This is a genomic window from Roseivivax sp. CAU 1753 (assembly GCF_054482575.1).
In genome coordinates this window covers 156,017-171,706 of the sequence record NZ_JBTLRF010000002.1, presented here as the reverse complement: position 1 = coordinate 171,706, position 15,690 = coordinate 156,017, and the positions used below count along the sequence as shown (strand labels likewise).

The window sequence follows — 15,690 nt, the reverse complement described above, 5'->3', positions numbered from 1 at the left end:
ATTTTATGCTGCGCTTTCTTCCACTTCTGTTCCTGTGGATGGCCGCATGTGCGCCGCTGCCGGATCCCGGTCCTGCCCGCCCGTCCCCGGACTCGGCTGAATTCGCCGCGACGCCCGACGTCTCGACCCGTGCATCCCGTGCCGCCGCGACCTTCGTCGAGGTCGTCGACACGGTCGAACCGGTGGCGGAACGCGAATGCCGCCGCGTGGCCCCGGGGGCGAATTGCAATTTCATCATCGTAATCGACGATCGCCCCGGCCAGGAACCGAACGCGTTCCAGACCCTCGACCGCGCCGGGCGTCCGGTGCTTGCCTTCAACCTCGCGCTGATCGCATCGGTCCGCAATGCGGACGAGCTGGCCTTCGTGATGGGCCACGAGGCGTCGCATCACATTCTTGGCCATCTCGAGCGGACGCAGCAGAACGCCGCCGTCGGTGCGGTGATCTTTTCGGGTCTGGCGGCAATGTCCGGGGCCAGCGAGGAGTATGTGCGCGAGGCCGAGCAGATCGGCGCGCAGGTGGGCGCGCGGCGCTATTCGAAGGATTTCGAGCTGGAAGCGGACCAGCTTGGCACCATCATCACCGCGCGATCCGGCTACAACCCGCTTGTCGGCGCAGAGTTTTTCCTGCGCATTCCGGATCCCGGCAACCGCTTTCTGGGCACCCATCCCCCCAATGTGGCCCGGGTCGATACGGTCCGGCGCACCGTCGAGCGGCTTGGAGTTTGACCGAGATCAAGGCGGCGCGCGCCGATCCCTGAGACCTTCGGGGGCACAATCCTTCAACCCAAGGAGACGTGCATGCTCGGCAAGGCCAAACTGGAAAAGCACCATCGCATCGTCACGCGGATGTCCGAGGCACTGGATCTCGATCTCGAGGTCGAACGCCAGAAAGGCGCGTTTGCGCCGGGCGAAATGGAAGACGCCGTGCTGGCCTGCACCCATTGCGACAGCACCGAAGCCTGCGCGACATGGCTGACGCAGCAGGACACACCGGTCGCGGACGCCCCCGAATACTGCCGCAATCGGTCCCGCTTCGCAGCGCTGAAGGCCGCAAAATAGCCGCGGCACCGGACTGTCCGCGCGACCTGCCGCTGCGACCGCGCGGTCTGGCCCCGCGCAGACCGGGTCGCGCCGCCTAGCGCGGTTTCAGCGACTGGGCCGATTCCTTGATCGCGAAATACTGCCCCGAGGGCCGGTAGGGCCAGAGGTAGTCCGGCAGCACCGTCTGCATCGGCGTCGGCTCGATCCCGAGATCGGCAAAGGTCTTCACGCCCTCTCCGACCACGTTGTCATTGCGCAGGTTTTCAACCTGATCGCGTGTGATCTGCGCCGGGATCAGACCGAACGACATGCGGTTCACCAGATCAAAGGTCGACCCCATGATCTTGGCGATGGGAAAGGGAATGTTGGCAACCAGACGACGCCGCTTGATGACGCCAAGCATCCGGTTCATCAGGTCGCGGAACGTTTCGATGTCGGGGCCGCCAAGTTCGTAGATGCCGGGCGCGGCCTGACCGCGCACCCCCATGCAGGCAGCCTCGGCCACATCGTCCACATAGACCGGCTGGAACCGTGTATTCGCCCCCACCACCGGCAGCACCGGGCCGAAGCGCGTCATCTTGGCGAAGCGGTTGAAGAACTCGTCTTCGTGGCCAAAGATGATCGAGGGCCGCAGGATCACCGCCTGGGGATAAGCCTCCTGCACCGCGGCCTCGCCCTCGGCCTTGCTCTGGGCGTATTCGCTTTCGGAATCTGCATCCGCCCCGATCGCCGAGATCTGCACCAGCCGACCGACCGCGCCTTCGGTGGCAAGCCGGGCGATCCGCGCCGCACCCTCGGTCTGCACGGCCTCGAAGGTATTGCGTCCCGATTCGGCCAGCACACCGACGCAGTTGACCGCCGCATCCGCCCCCTGCAGCACACCACGCACCGAATCGTCGTCGCGGATGTTGCAAAAGACCGGCTCGACCTGTCCGACCACACCGTAGGTGCGCACGAAGATCGCATCGTTGGGATGGCGGCAGGCCACCCGCACGCGCCATCCGTCCTTGGCCATGCGCCGGGCGATGTATCGACCGAGGAAACCTGAGCCGCCGAAGATGGTCACGAGCTTGGATGTGGGCATCGGGTCCCTCCCTGCGGGGTACTGTGTTCAGTCAACTTCCTAGCGGTCCCGGTCGCTCCGGGCAAGACATCCGACACCGTCGCGGAAATCATCGTCGCGGGGCGTTGACACGCCATGCCGGGGCGTCTACATCGCCGCTCACGCAACCTGCCCAGGTGGCGGAATGGTAGACGCGCTAGCTTCAGGTGCTAGTACTGGCAACGGTGTGGAGGTTCGAGTCCTCTCCTGGGCACCACTTTTCCCCCGATGAACGACAAGATATCACCCCACCGGGGGACGGTGGCGTCGGGGCGTCGGCGCTGGTGAAAGCGCCGTCAGGGCGCACCTGCCGCCAGCTTGGGTATCGCGCGCGGCGACGGTTTCAGACGAGGCCGCAGCGCGACATGGCGGTCCTGATCGCGGCGGACGATCCGACCAGTGAAACACGGCCATAGGTGATGTCGCGGCTGTCCATGACGGTGGCGTAGTCTCCCGCCCGAAGCGCATCGAGCACCTTGCTGTCCTTGCGCAATGGCGCGGCGAAGCCCCTGTCGCGCTTGACGACCTTCAGCCGGGTGACGGTTCCGTCGATCGACAGCAGGATCTGGTCGTCCGTGGCGCTGCGCTGATCGAGGCTCGAACCGGAAAAGAACAGGACGCTGCCGCGACTCCTGAAGCAGACGAACGCCAGCCTCAGCGCACCGTTGGGCGACATCCCGAACGCCGCATGTCCGTCGGCACCGAAATCCGCATTCCGCCAGGACCGCGTCGCCTGCACCTTGATCACGTCCGGCGCGGCGGCACCTTGCTGGCCCTGCGCCACGCAGGCCCATGCGCAGGGCGAAGCGGACCGGTCGTCTGTCGCAGCCATGGCGGCAACCGAGAACAGGGTAAACAGGACTGAAAGGACAATGGTGCGCATATACGGGGTTCCTTTGATGCGGCGGCCTGTTCCCGTCAGAGTGACGGTCGCGACGGCCTTGGTTCGCTCTGCTGACCCGATGCGATCACACCGGCGGTTTGCCTGTCAAGGGTTCGGCGGGCGGGACACGGACCGTGAAATCAGGCATTTGCCCTTTCCCTGCGACGCATCCCGAAAGTCGCCTGTCAAGATGGCCCAAACCGAAAACGGCGGACCAGAGGCCCGCCGTTCAGGATCGAAATCAAAAGATGCAGAAAGCTCAGGCGGCTTTGTTGGCCGCGGCAGTCGCCTTTTCGACGGCTTCGTTGGCATTGGCCGAAACCTTCTCGGACATCTCTTCACCGGCCTTGGACGCCAGTTCGGTGGTCTCGGTGCCCGCGGTCTGTGTCACGTCGCCGAACGATTGAGCGGCGCGGGTCATCAGGTCCATCTGCTTCTGCATGAAGTCGGTGACGGCCTTGGTGTAGTCGGCCGGATCCTTGCGGACGGTGGTGACTTCACGAAGGTTCGCGATGGCTTCCTGCGTGGTGTTGCGGGCGATGTCTGTCGACTTCGATGCGGCTTCGACGGCGATGCCGGCGAAACGTTCGTTGTATTCGGCCACGGTCTTGAAGGCTTCTTCAAAGGCACGGGTGTCGAACATTTTCTGCATGTCGGTCATGGCGGATTTTGCGGTCTGCTTGGTCATGTCGGGTTCCCTTCGGGAGTGATGAATGTCTCGTGTGTCTCTGCACCCTACATAATGCTGCAGCGCAGCAATTCAACCGGAAACGTCGCATCGCCGAAGAAATTCCTGCCTGCCCCCACCGGAACGACGGTCTGGCGGTCGCGGCGCATGTTTCGCCGCAACTGACCGGCGTCGTTCCCGTAGCGACAGGCACAGGCCCGGCCCGTCAACCGCCACGCCCGACCGCATGTTCCACGGTCTTGCGGCGGTTCCTTTTCGCGGCCCGAGAGGCTACGATCCGCCCCGAGGCAGAAGCAGGAAACGTAAGGGGAGAATGCGATGCGCAAAGCCATCCTGGGCACGCTTGCGGCGGTAATACTGAGTGGCGCGGGCGCTGACCATGCGAGCGCCGCGTCATTGGGCCGGTACGAGGTTTACGGCGTCAAAGGCGACGACATGCTGAAAATGCGGGCCGGTCCCGGCACCGGATACGATGTGATCGTCGGCCTTCCGAACGGCACGGTCCTGCGGGTCCAGAGTTGCCAGCAGACCGGCGGCACGCGCTGGTGCAGTGTCTCGCTTGACCGGGCGCGCGGGTTGAAGGGGCATGTGTCCTGGGCCTACCTGCGCAAGCTGTGACCGCGCCGCGATCTCGCGATGCGACCGACGCCGCCGCTGCGCGCGGTCATTCTTGCGCGGCACCGGAATTGGCGGACGCCCTTCGCGCCGGTTCATAGAACGACAAAGGGCCCCGCATGGGGCCCTGATCATTGGTCGGAGTGAGAGGATTCGAACCTCCGGCCCCTGCCTCCCGAAGATCGTATGCGGGCGCCAAACTACTGATTTTGGCGCAGGAGAGCACTACTTCCTCAGCGATCTAGCCAAGCGAATTCTTGAAACTCAATCTGATCAAGGCTCAACGAACCTAAGAGCACTGTCTCTTTTTTCTTACAAAGTTTCGACGTCTCGCCTGGCGATAGCTGCAAGCTTAGGGAGCCCGGCTCTGGTGAGATCCAGCAAAAACTCGCTCACGTTCATCTGCGGATTTGTGTAGCGTTTTCGCACTTTTCCCAGCGCACGAGCCGCTTCCACCGGGAACAGCTCATAGGTGTTCACGAGCATTTCGTCGGCACCGAGCACTTCGATATCATACTCTTCCAAAAGCGCTTGGGGAAAATCTCTTTTGTTTTCTGTGACTATGACCTGCGCCGAGCATCGGATCGCGGCAGCCAGCACGTGACGATCGTCCTTGTCCGGCATGTCCAAGGCATCAACCAGCGGCATGTGACCAGTGACAAAGCACTCGTCAAACTTCTCCCGGATCATTTCCACTTGAGAAAGGATGCTTACTTCTAGATGCGGCTTCAACTCGAGCAGGTTTTCGGTCCACTCGGCCATAATTTCTTCTGTAAAGCGCGCGCGAAACAGGCCTTCGTGCGCGAAGGTCAGGAGGACGTCCCGGATGCGAAATGGGAACAGAACGTTTGCATCCAAGATCACAACAAATGGGTTGGCTACTATACTCAAGCGGCATCGAACTCCTGCCCAAGGCGGGCCAGTTCGTCGAGAGCAGCCTCACGCTCCTGACGCTTCCTATCGCGATAACTCATTAACGCTTCGAGCGGGACGCGCCTGTGCTTGCCAACCTCTTCAAATTCGATGGCTCCCGACTTCAATAGCTTCGTGAGGTGCGGCCTAGACACGTTCAACAAGTCGGCAGCTTCTTGCGTAGTCAACATGGTCCCAACCGGCACAAGCGTAACCATGTTACCAGAGGCTACGTGGCCAAGAAGATCGATGATTAAATGACCTACCGCAGGCGCAATGTGCACTTGATCTCCGTCCTGGCCGGAGACCTTTAGGTTACCGTCGGCATCCATGGCGACCGCAATTGCCGTCGCCGCATGTGCCGCTGAATTGATCTCCTCAGGAGTTGGCAGGCGCTTTTCCAAGCCCTTCTCAACTGTAGGTTCCTGCGTTCCCGCCATGTTCGTCTCCCCTTTTCTATTCCTTGATATGCGACAGCAGAAACACCTGATCAAGTGAAATAAGTAAAATAAATGAAATAAGCGTAATCCCGCCGCGCTTTGCAGTTCAGGCCCCAAGACAGAAAGGTTCTCAGGCACTCAACAACGTAGAAACGGCCTGGCACTCACAAGTTTACAATTGACTTCCGTGAATGTGAAACCTACATTCACAGTCACGGAAGTCAGCGCACTCTCATGTGAGAAATCAAAATGGCACTCTCAGCTAAAGAACGAAAACAGAAGCAGCTTAAGCGCGAGCGCGAAGAACTTCGCCTTTTGGACGACTCCACTTATCCTTACCTTGCGACCCCCTTCTATGAACGGCTGGAAAGTGATCCAAACTGGAGCGATGTGACCCTCGTTCTGGAACTGGCAGGGTTCGAACCTCCGGGGTTCGAGGACGACCGTGGGCCGGAAGCGTATGTAAACAGCGATGCGCTTTCTCCAGATGACGATCCCGCCGACACATTTCCAGGTTCGAAGGGATCGATTGGACGCGCAGAGGTAATGGTCGACTGTCTTCTCAATGCTGCGCAGCAGCTTGCGGAGATTATCAATCGATACAAGGTGGACGAACTCGACGCACGGAAAAGAGAGCTCGAAAACTCGGATCTGACCGACCCGGACGATCGGAAGAGCGCCTTCGAAAAGGTCGCTCAGATCATCAAGATCCAAGATGAACTAGCCAAGAACGTCCGACGCACTCTGCCAATTTGGAAAGTGAAGGGCCTCTAACCGCGCCTTACGCAAAATACGAAACGACCAGACACCGCGGTCAACCTTCTGCGGTGATCGAGAGACTCTTGCCTGCAACACGCTTTTTCACCTTCACAACGGAGCACCGTGCTCCCCCTCAGGATTTACGGTCATGAAAGACCTCTCCTACGACCTCAACTACTTCGAAGGCATTCCAGCCGGATATCACGCATCAGACCATGGCATCTTTATAGATAGCACAGACCCCGAGGGAGAAGAGCCTGGGCAGTGGTTCTGCTCGCCGATCCGCGTGATTGGCTTCGGCTCCGATGCAACCGGCAAAGGTTGGGGGATTTTGGTTGAGCTTCGCGACCCGCAGAACACAAGCCATCAAGTCTACCTACCGATGTCGGTCAGCGTCTCCCAAGCTGCTAAGCTGCTTGGAGATCGCGGCCTGCGATTGAATGGCAACGTCCCCAAAGCCAGCCAGAAACTGTTGCACCTGATCAAATCTTGGGATGCCCCAACCAACATCCGCTTCATCCAGCAGCTTGGCTGGTTGGACGAGAACTTTGACACTTTTGCGCTGAGTCCAACTGAGATCATCGGAGCCAAATCCGCGTTCTTCAACGGCACGTCGGGAGCTGTCTATTCCGGAGCAACCAGTTCTGGCACGCTCAAGGAATGGCGCGACCATGTGGGATCAAAGTGCATCGGAAATCCCATTCTCACTATGGCGGTATCCGTCGCGCTGGCGGGCCCCTTCATGCGATTTTTGGGATCTGACAGCTTCGTTGTGCATCTTCGCGGCGCTTCGTCATCCGGCAAAACGACAGCCTTGTGGGCTGCAAATTCTGTGTGGTCATCACCCATGAATATTCGGTCATGGCGCGCCACATCGAACGCATTGGAACCGGCGGCTGCGTCAGCAAACGACATGGTGCTGGCGTTGGATGAACTGGGTCAGATCTCGCCGCAAGATGCGTGTGAGGTCGCATATCTCATAGGAAATGGCGTGGGTAAGCTGCGTGCAAGATCGAATGGCTCTGGAGAGAAGGTGACGAATTGGAAGCTATGCGCTCTCTCGACCGGCGAGATCTCACTGGCGGAAAAAATGGCTGAAGCCGGTCAGAAAATGATGGCGGGACAAGAAGTTCGGTTTCTAGACATCGAGGCTGATGGACGCCAGCATGGATCATTCGATGATCTTCATACTGCACTAAGTGGGGCGAACTTCGCAAACAGCGTGAAAGCCAATAGCGGAAAGTTCTATGGCACTGCCGGACACGCACTGGTCTGGTATTTGACAACGTTGGAACCCAGCACAGTCGACAAGCTCTCGAAATTCGTGATCGACCTTCAAAACCGTTTGGTCGCTGAGGCAGGATCAACGTCCGACCCGATTCCACAACGGGTTGCCAAGCATATGGCACTAGTCGCCCTCGCTGGGGAGGTCGCCTCAAAGCGGGCCATCACAGGTTGGCCCTCTGGCAATGCGACAAATGCGGTCAAGGTTGTTTTCCATGAATGGCTGGCAAGCAGAGACGCTCCCACGCGCAGGATGTGTAAATCGATTAATGGCTTCATAAATCGTCACTCTTCTGAACTGCAAAGCCTGCAAGGCGCGACTGTTCCGAATCCTGTCGGGTATCAAGATCATCGCTTCGTCTACCTCTCAAAGCCAGCGATGTCGCAGCTGGTGGGAAGCGACGAGTTGATGGACGTCGCTCGCATGCTCGCTGACAGAGGAATTTTCGTGAAAGATGGGAAGCACCTTGCCAGCAAGATGTCACGGCGCGTTCCGGGTCGTGAGCGTCACTACAAGCTTTCACGGGCGAAGCTCGCTGAATTTACGCAGGTTCTCGACGACCCGAACTGATTTCCTGGCCTAGCCACGAAACCGTGGGGCCAGTGGGACCATAGTCCACGCCCGGCCCCACTGGCCCCACGAATCTGAACGCATGACCAGAAACCTCCCTTGGGAGAACGGCTGCGCCATTCCTCAACACCGCCTGCTCAAGGCTCAAAGCTGTGCACGAGTCTTGAACAACATCACACCCTCAATCCCTCTCACGTATGGAGATCACAATGACTGTTTATCAGTTCCCTAAAGTCGTGCGCAAAGCGCCCCGTTTCATCGGATATATGCGTGTATCGAGTGCCAACCAAGACGGCGACCACATCAGCTTCGATGCCCAGAAGGCCTGTATCCGGTCCCACTGCAAGTCAGTCGGCGCGGCCTCACCAGCTATCTACAAAGACATCTTCACAGGTCGTAACTCTGCATACGTCCGGCGTGGATTGCATGATGCCGTGAAGCGCTGCGTTTCGACTGGAGCGACGCTAATCGTGGCTTCGGTGGATCGCCTCGGGCGTAGCCTTGATGTTGCAGAGCTCGTCCAGATCAATGACCTCGAGGTTCTGAGCATCTCAGAAGGCTGGGTCAGCACGGATGACCGTCTTGTTCCTCTTCTCGAAAAGGCACAGCGCTACAGCGATGCAATCTCGAGGAAGTCGAAGGCGGCTCACAAGCTGAAACGCCAGACTGGGATATCCTCCGGCAACATCGAGAACTTGATGCCGCATCGGGGCCGCGGCGCGTTCGTCAACAAACAGCGTGCGGACGACAAGGTTCGCATCCTCTATTTGGCATTGCGCGACTTTCCTAGGCTGACGGACATGACGCTCAAAGAAAAGGTGGCGTTTCTCAATGCGCGTGGAATCCTCAACATCAAGTCCACAAGGACGCTGCCTATCGCCTGGACGATCGGCTCTCTGCGGAAGCCGCTGAAGGCCGCCATGGAGCGCCTCGCGTCTGAGTCTAGCGAAGACGGAACTCCGTCTCCGGCAGCTGCCTGACGTAGGCACGGCGTCAGCACTCAACGCAGTCCCAACCAGAGCCTGTCTATACATGAACTGAAATGCGTCGGCCCTGTGCCGGCGCACAGCCCCCCCCCCTTCACCCTTCAGGATCAGGAGACCCTGAAATATGACTGTCCGCCCATATTCCCCGGCACAGCTCGCAGAGCGCTGGAACTGCAGCGCGGAGACTGTCCGCACATTCCTCAAGTCCGGCCGTCTGAAAGGTTTCAGGATCGGCCGCCAATTCCGTATCCCCGCAGCTTCCGTAGAGGAGTTCGAAACATGCCAGACTATGCCATCCAGCGTTTCCGCGGCGGGTTCGCCGTTGTCTTCCACGAAGAAGATGGCGTCCGGCGGCGCTATCGTCTTGAGGCATGCACCCGAAAGGAAGCCGAGGCAGCCGCGCGGGATGTGATCAACGCCCGGTCCCGCCGGGGCCACGGTCCCACTGTTTCCGAGATATGGAATGCGTTTCGGATTGACCGCACAGGTCGCTCGATCGCGGAGAGTATGGACTATACCGGCAGATCGATCCTCCCATACTTCGGCGCATTGCGGCCCGATCAAATCACGGTTGCCGATTGCCGTGCCTATGTGACTGAGCGGCGGTCGGCCGGGCGCGCACAAGGAACGATCCGGACCCAGCTCAACCACATGCGGACCGCCCTTAACTGGGCGGTCAAGGCAGGCATGATCGAAACGGCACCCTTCATAGAGTTGCCGAGCGCTCCGGCCCCCAAGGAGCGTTACCTCACGCGCCAAGAGGTGCGGAAGCTCCTCGCTGCCGAGGCCGAGCCACACATCCGGCTTGCAATCCTCCTGATGCTTACAACGGCAGCAAGGGTCACGGCCGTTCTTGAGCTGACCTGGGATCGCGTCGACTTCACGCGTCGGCAGATCAACCTGCGGACTGGCGCTGGATCACGGAAAGGCCGTGCGATCGTTCCGATGAACGAGACAATCCGTGCAGCGCTGGAGGAGGCCCGCGCAGCGGCTCTGTCAGACCATGTGATCGAATGGGCTGCGAAGCCCGTCCGGTCGATCAAGAAGGGCTTCGCGCGCACGGTCAAAAGCGCGGGCCTGAAGGATGTCTCGCCGCATGTCCTCCGCCACACGGCGGCCGTCCACATGGCAGAGGCAGGCGTGCCCATGGACGAGATTTCGCAGTATCTCGGCCATTCGGAGACCAGGATCACTGCGGCGGTCTATGCCCGGTTCTCACCGAGCCATCTGATGCGCGCAGCAAAGGCATTGGAGTTCGGCGAGGACTGATCAGAAGGACACCGCCAGAAGGCAGATCAAACCAATGATCGAAACAGCGGCTTTGAACCTGGGACACTTGGATAGCTATCTAGCTATTTAGCTAGATAGATATTTAGCTAGATAGCTATTTTTTATCTCATTAAATCATATATTTAGAACTTGACTCACGAGTTTCGCACGTTGCCAAGTTAGAGCCCGAATAGCAGACATTTTCGCTCTCAGGTTCGCTAACTCCCACAGCAGAGCCGATCGAGCCGTCGCTATACAAATATCAGCAGCGCAGTGCTGCGTGACATGGAGACGATGATGGCAACACCCCCATTCCCCCACAGTGAGACACCGCTCGCGAGGTTTCTGCGCCAACGCATTCTCGAACTCTCGGCGAAAAAAACTCAGCGCGAGATCGCGGTCGAAGCCGGTTTCACCAACCCAAATTTTCTGTCGATGTTAAAGAACGGTCAGAACAAGCTTCCCTTAGACCGCGTGCTTGACCTCGCCAAGGCGCTCGAGACCGATCCGGCGCGCTTGTTCCTGCTCGCGCTTTGCCAACGCTCAAATGAAAGCACATACGAGACCGTCAAGCAGATTTTCGGAACCGTCGTCACGCGCAATGAAGTCGTTTGGCTTGAGGCCCTGCGTGAGGCTTCAGGCGGCACGGACCCGCGGCCAACGGCTCGCGCACTTGCCGCGCTTCGTGCAATCTTCGGTAAATGAGGCACAAGATGATTATTGACGGCTTTGCCCTGCCCGACACAAACCCCGAGTTGACCGATGCAGAACTCGCCTGGGTGACGTTCTTAAGGTCCATCGCAGTAGGTCAAGTGCCGCGTCCAACGTTGAAGGCCGTCCAGGCCCTCCGGCAGGTGCTCAACGACGCTAAGAAGGAAGGGTAGCGCGCGGCATCTCAACCCGGCCGACGGAGTCACTGCGCGGCTCTGTGAGGGCACATTGAGACCGAGCGGTAGCCTCTCGGTCAGGTAGAGCAGCTATTAGATGACGCGCTGCAGCTGCGCTGAGAGGCTGTTGTCCATGAGGTGCAGGACATCGTCCGGTATTTTCTTCAACGAAGAAATCGGGCCATGCCGGACCTTCGAGCGACAGAGCTGCCAAGGCGCTACCAGCCCATTCCGACATTCAAAAAGCGCTGCGCGGATTCGTTTCGTTATCAAGGGTGGATGGCTCGCTGACGGCTTTGATCAGAAACGCAATTTTCCCGAACCCAAACGAGGAGCCATAGAAAGCCATCTGAAGGGCAAAACCGAAAGACCTGAGGCCAAAACATTAATAGCTCAATATTCAGTGTAAACCCATCGTTTTTAATAGCCCTCTGTGAAACACAATCGGCTCCGAGGGGTTGATGGTTAAATGGGTTCTCTGATACTTAAAAATCGGCTGATTGTTTCTCCTGTTAGCATTTCCAATTATACTAAAGTGAAAGAGGATCTTGGAGATAGCTGTAGCAGGGAGTTTCTTCGTCATCTCGTCACACTCTTCGGTTTCCTGATAATCCTCAATATGTTCTATAAACTGCGTGTATGGATGTCTTTGCTTGTGAGTTCCACCAAAATGAGCCAATAGATTAGAGATATCCGGAATTACGCCATTAATTTCATTCACTAGCTCTTCTCTAAATTTTGTTGAGTAATCACCATCGATACCCCTTATGGTGTCAGATGTAATTTTCTTGTGCCCTTGCCTTATACTCAACTTAGCAGCATCTTTAAGAATTCTAACAAAGTCACGCGGTCGAGAATGTGTTAAGCTGAGAATGCTGTCGAACTCTGAAAAATCTTTCTCACCCTTTCTGAGACGGTCTTTCTTCTGAAAGAGGTTCCCCCATTCTTTATCAAAATTAAACGTTTCAGCTTGCGGGTCCCGAGAACGTGCCAATCTGAATGCAAGCAAGTTCTTAAGCTCAGATTTCTTCCAAGACAAGTGTATAAGATTATCCTCCCATTTTGCTTTGTCGGGGTCGACCAAAAGTTCATAGATGTCATCTCGCAGAAATACGATGGGGAAAACCTTGCATCCATTATCCGAAAATATCCTTCGAACATTGGACGTTGCCTTCAGCAAGCTCGTAATAAGTGAAAGATATCGCACTCGATTCTCGTTCTCCCAATAGTTACGAAAATCTTCATCAAGCTCATCAAATACAATGAAATACTTTGAATCATCGATATTGCGAATAATCAGCGTTTCCATCGCCGGAATTAGATCCTGCCAAATATCCTCAATCCTTGCTATTTCGTGCTTTACATCATACTTACCACTCAAGGAAAGAATTCCAGCCCCAAATGATTTCTCTGTCCAAGATTGCAATCGAGAATTAAAGCTTTTGAATTCATCATCTGAGTAGAGTTCAGACATGCGAGAATGAAATTCAGCTCCTACATTCTGGTTCTTCATCATTAACATCAACACAGAGTTATATACCAAATACTTCCAAAGCGATATATACTGGCTGGGAGTCGTGAAAGCTTTGTCTTCTAATGCGTATAAAATATTGAAAGGAAACTCCTTAAAGGAAAGTTTGGTGCTAAATTGATCAAACTTAATATCAGTCTCAAAGTATCGGCAAATTGCGGTTTTCCCTGCACCCTTCCGGCCGATTACCATCGAATTCATACCATTCTCTAGGTCATCAACCTCTTGTGCATGATAAAAATATCTGTGCGAATCCTCATCCGCGGCTTCAAGCTTCCATCGCGAAATTTGGTTTAGCAGGTCCGTCATGTATAAATTCCCTGAGACATTCTTGCCATAAGAATTAAAGTCGAAACGGATTTGGCGTGCAACCCTGGGCATCCGTCAAAGGTCAAATCTGGCGAAAATTTATCCTTATCTTGTTCTCGATCTAATTGACCTCCTACCTTTGGTTGTGCAGACACCTTACTGTCGAAAACGGTTGCTCCAATGAGTCGCATATTTGCAACATATACAACTCAGAAGGCACTGCGGATCCAGTATCCCGCATTAAATGTCGACGACCCGCTCAAGGTGCCCGTGGCGGAGCGCGGTAATGAACGTCTGCTGTCCGCCCTGTTGCGCATGGAGATAAAGGCACCAGAGCCACTGATTGTTCTGCCCATTTGCGAGCAAATGGTGGGCTACCTCCGGGGTGTGACAATGAGAAACGGGCTGTCCGTTTCCTGCGATGCGGCTTGGATGAACTCGCGCCCACTAACCTCACCGTCGATGCAAGCCCTAGCCAGCGATTGCTGCTGGCCAAGGCTATCCATGGCGCTGGCAAATCCGTCGGCAATCCGGCCGAGGCGTTCAGCGGCGTCCCTGCGCTTGGAGATCGAGGCGTGCAGGTCCTCTTCTCCAGCGGCAATCAAGCGAGCCAGCGAGTCCGGACTCAGTTGGTCCAGACATCTAAGATTGTCGCTGCGATAGCTTGCTGCGTAATCGTCCGCATGAGCCAGATCTTCTGAAATGAAGAGCGTTCGTAGTTCCGCCTCCTCGCAGAGCCACTTCGCGGAACTCAGGGTCCAGATAAGGTCCAATTGCTCCATTGGGAGGACCGTTGCCTTTCCGGGAGCCATAGCCTCCCCAAGCAAGTCGGAGAGCGCGCTCACATAGCTGGAAAACTGTCTTTGCAAGTTGCTTGCAAGTGAGAGGTAATCCGTCCGCGTGACAACGCCGTCGAGATCTTTGAGCGCTGCGCGGATTTCGCTGAAGAGACGACGGAGCTCGGACTCCTGTATCAGCCTGCCAATCTCGCGGACTTCTTCTCGCAGAGTTCCAAGGTGGTTCTCGATGGCATTCAGGCGCATGTTCATGATCGCGAATCCGGCGACGGACACGCCGATCCCGATTCCGGTTAGCGCCATGTTGGCGAACTGCAAGTTCTGCAGGAGGCCCATGCCTTGCCCCAGTTGTTCGAGGGATGACTTGATCTGTTCATTTTGAACGATCCCGGCGATCCCAAGAGGGGAAAACCCTGTTTGTGCCGCAGCTCCGCCAGCTTGCGCCAATGCTTGTGCGAAACCTTGTGTTTGCTGGACGTGTCCCAATATTTGGCCGGAGGAAACATCTTTGATGATCGCGCCAATCAACTGAGCCTGACCGGAAGAAACAAGCGCATCAAGGCCGGCGGGGATGGCGTAGAGAAGAGGCATCACACGGCTTCCAGCTTAGCTTCAAGGTTGCGCAGTGTCGCTGCTTGAAGATCTGTCACGAGACTACGCTCGCCTGAGGCCAAGCCGTATCCCAAGGCCGCGATGCGGGCGCGGCTTTGAAGACGGGACACAAGATGTGCGCGGTTTCGATCACTGAGCTTATCGACAGCGGCGCTGCCTGTGAACGTGGCCACCGCTAGCCCTGCGCCTCCAACTGCGATTACCGGCCAGGAAATCGTGGAGGTGGTGATGAAGAAGAAGGAGGTCGTTGTCACCGTCGCCATCGTGAGGACAGATGGAATGGCGGCCAGAGAAGCGGCGAGCACGCCAACTCCGGCGAGAGCCGGAAGCGCAGCGCGTAAAGTGTCCTGACTGGTGCCTTTTTCTGATAGCGACGTGGCGAGAACACCGATTTCCGTCTCAAACTCCGCCTCGACGCGGCTAGCTATTTTCTGTGCCCAAGGCTCAAAGAGTTTTTTCCAAAGCGTGTCAGGTGAAATCTGTGTCCTGGCCGCAGCGATCGTGGACATCGAGCTGACGACGCTGTCGATTTCCGCCATAAGATCAGGGAGAGCGTCCTCTACGTGTCCAGTGATACGCTCAAAGCGCGCCTGCCTCCATTGGATCAGTTCGAGTTCGACAAGCGGGTCGAGCGATTGCGAAGGGGCTGGGAAGCATATCACGGTTTCAGTCGGCCAAGCTCTTTGGGCAGACCATTTCGGGTGGTCCTCAAGTCGCCGCCATACTGACCGTGACGGCTACCTCTTATCAAGTTGTTTTGGGGAAGTTTTTTTGCGATCTCGTGTGTCTTGGCACCGGGGAGGGAGGGGAGCGACGCTGCTGCGTCCGGCTCATATGTCAGTGCCGTGCCTTGCCTTGGCCTTTACGTCTGCCTTGCCCGGCCTTTCCATACGTCAAGGTTCGAGCAACATTGCCTTTACCACGTAAAGGAGAAACGACCCATCGAAGTCTTCAAGCAATGTGGAGAGACCATCGAACGTCGAGGAAATAAGGGAAATCCTT

The 15,690-nt window shown here is 56.9% G+C and carries 18 protein-coding genes and 1 tRNA gene; 11 read left to right on the top strand and 8 right to left on the bottom strand.

Features of this window, described 5'->3' with window-relative positions; genetic code table 11:
* Nucleotides 1–5 precede the first annotated feature (5 nt).
* Together ACXYMN_RS05695 and ACXYMN_RS05690 are read left to right on the top strand one after the other, a co-directional pair.
* A complete protein-coding gene (locus tag ACXYMN_RS05695) occupies nt 6–728 on the top strand; it encodes a M48 family metallopeptidase (protein WP_459012529.1) in 723 nt (240 codons plus the stop codon).
* A gap of 72 nt (nt 729–800) precedes the next feature.
* Nucleotides 801–1,061: a DUF6455 family protein gene (locus ACXYMN_RS05690; RefSeq protein WP_459012528.1), complete on the top strand. Its 261-nt coding sequence runs from the start codon at nt 801–803 to the stop codon at nt 1,059–1,061.
* 76 nt (nt 1,062–1,137) lie between these two features.
* Here ACXYMN_RS05690 and ACXYMN_RS05685 read toward each other — a convergent pair whose 3' ends face one another.
* The gene (locus ACXYMN_RS05685) at nt 1,138–2,127 is read right to left on the bottom strand and encodes a complex I NDUFA9 subunit family protein (RefSeq protein ID WP_459012527.1); all 990 of its coding nucleotides are present in this window, start codon (nt 2,125–2,127) and stop codon (nt 1,138–1,140) included.
* A 149-nt stretch (nt 2,128–2,276) separates the two neighbouring features.
* Here ACXYMN_RS05685 and ACXYMN_RS05680 point away from each other — a divergent pair.
* Nucleotides 2,277–2,362, top strand: a tRNA-Leu gene (locus ACXYMN_RS05680).
* Between the two features lie 126 nt (nt 2,363–2,488).
* Here ACXYMN_RS05680 and ACXYMN_RS05675 read toward each other — a convergent pair.
* The gene (locus ACXYMN_RS05675) at nt 2,489–3,028 is read right to left on the bottom strand and encodes a hypothetical protein (RefSeq protein ID WP_459012526.1); all 540 of its coding nucleotides are present in this window, start codon (nt 3,026–3,028) and stop codon (nt 2,489–2,491) included.
* Between the two features lie 259 nt (nt 3,029–3,287).
* Nucleotides 3,288–3,689, bottom strand: coding sequence for a phasin family protein (locus ACXYMN_RS05670; RefSeq protein WP_459012525.1), 402 nt, complete (start codon nt 3,687–3,689; stop codon nt 3,288–3,290).
* A 345-nt stretch (nt 3,690–4,034) separates the two neighbouring features.
* On the opposite strand from ACXYMN_RS05670, the gene ACXYMN_RS05665 reads away from it, so the two are divergent.
* Complete coding sequence (locus ACXYMN_RS05665) at nt 4,035–4,334, top strand: SH3 domain-containing protein (protein WP_459012524.1); 300 nt, start codon at nt 4,035–4,037, stop codon at nt 4,332–4,334.
* A 309-nt stretch (nt 4,335–4,643) separates the two neighbouring features.
* Here the strand turns inward: ACXYMN_RS05665 and ACXYMN_RS05660 are convergent, their stop codons facing one another.
* A complete protein-coding gene (locus tag ACXYMN_RS05660) occupies nt 4,644–5,222 on the bottom strand; it encodes a PIN domain-containing protein (RefSeq protein WP_459012523.1) in 579 nt (192 codons plus the stop codon).
* Nucleotides 5,219–5,683: an excisionase family DNA-binding protein gene (locus ACXYMN_RS05655; protein WP_459012522.1), complete on the bottom strand. Its 465-nt coding sequence runs from the start codon at nt 5,681–5,683 to the stop codon at nt 5,219–5,221. The genes ACXYMN_RS05660 and ACXYMN_RS05655 overlap by 4 nt, the downstream gene beginning before the upstream one ends.
* 249 nt (nt 5,684–5,932) lie before the next feature.
* On the opposite strand from ACXYMN_RS05655, the gene ACXYMN_RS05650 reads away from it, so the two are divergent.
* From ACXYMN_RS05650 to ACXYMN_RS05620, 7 genes are all read left to right on the top strand, one after another.
* Nucleotides 5,933–6,457 carry a hypothetical protein gene (locus ACXYMN_RS05650; protein ID WP_459012521.1) on the top strand — a complete coding sequence of 175 codons (525 nt, stop codon included), beginning with the start codon at nt 5,933–5,935 and terminating at the stop codon, nt 6,455–6,457.
* A 133-nt stretch (nt 6,458–6,590) separates the two neighbouring features.
* Nucleotides 6,591–8,297: a DUF927 domain-containing protein gene (locus ACXYMN_RS05645; protein WP_459012520.1), complete on the top strand. Its 1,707-nt coding sequence runs from the start codon at nt 6,591–6,593 to the stop codon at nt 8,295–8,297.
* Nucleotides 8,298–8,506: 209 nt separating this feature from the next.
* The gene (locus tag ACXYMN_RS05640) at nt 8,507–9,277 is read left to right on the top strand and encodes a recombinase family protein (RefSeq protein WP_459012519.1); all 771 of its coding nucleotides are present in this window, start codon (nt 8,507–8,509) and stop codon (nt 9,275–9,277) included.
* Between the two features lie 130 nt (nt 9,278–9,407).
* Complete coding sequence (locus ACXYMN_RS05635) at nt 9,408–9,695, top strand: helix-turn-helix domain-containing protein (RefSeq protein ID WP_459012518.1); 288 nt, start codon at nt 9,408–9,410, stop codon at nt 9,693–9,695.
* Nucleotides 9,578–10,552: a tyrosine-type recombinase/integrase gene (locus tag ACXYMN_RS05630; protein WP_459012887.1), complete on the top strand. Its 975-nt coding sequence runs from the start codon at nt 9,578–9,580 to the stop codon at nt 10,550–10,552. Before ACXYMN_RS05635 ends, ACXYMN_RS05630 begins: the two co-directional genes overlap by 118 nt.
* Nucleotides 10,553–10,837: 285 nt before the next feature.
* Nucleotides 10,838–11,257, top strand: a complete 420-nt coding sequence (locus tag ACXYMN_RS05625; protein ID WP_459012517.1) for a helix-turn-helix domain-containing protein — start codon at nt 10,838–10,840, stop codon at nt 11,255–11,257.
* An 8-nt stretch (nt 11,258–11,265) separates the two neighbouring features.
* Nucleotides 11,266–11,436, top strand: coding sequence for a hypothetical protein (locus ACXYMN_RS05620; protein WP_459012516.1), 171 nt, complete (start codon nt 11,266–11,268; stop codon nt 11,434–11,436).
* 403 nt (nt 11,437–11,839) lie between these two features.
* On the opposite strand, the gene ACXYMN_RS05615 is transcribed toward ACXYMN_RS05620, so the two are convergent.
* The 3 genes from ACXYMN_RS05615 to ACXYMN_RS05605 form a co-directional block, all read right to left on the bottom strand.
* A complete protein-coding gene (locus ACXYMN_RS05615) occupies nt 11,840–13,279 on the bottom strand; it encodes a P-loop ATPase, Sll1717 family (protein ID WP_459012515.1) in 1,440 nt (479 codons plus the stop codon).
* A gap of 374 nt (nt 13,280–13,653) precedes the next feature.
* Nucleotides 13,654–14,667 (bottom strand): hypothetical protein, encoded by a 1,014-nt coding sequence (locus tag ACXYMN_RS05610; RefSeq protein ID WP_459012514.1) that lies wholly within the window; start codon nt 14,665–14,667, stop codon nt 13,654–13,656.
* Complete coding sequence (locus ACXYMN_RS05605; protein ID WP_459012513.1) at nt 14,667–15,227, bottom strand: hypothetical protein; 561 nt, start codon at nt 15,225–15,227, stop codon at nt 14,667–14,669. Before ACXYMN_RS05605 ends, ACXYMN_RS05610 begins: the two co-directional genes overlap by 1 nt.
* Between the last annotated feature and the right edge of the window lie 463 nt (nt 15,228–15,690).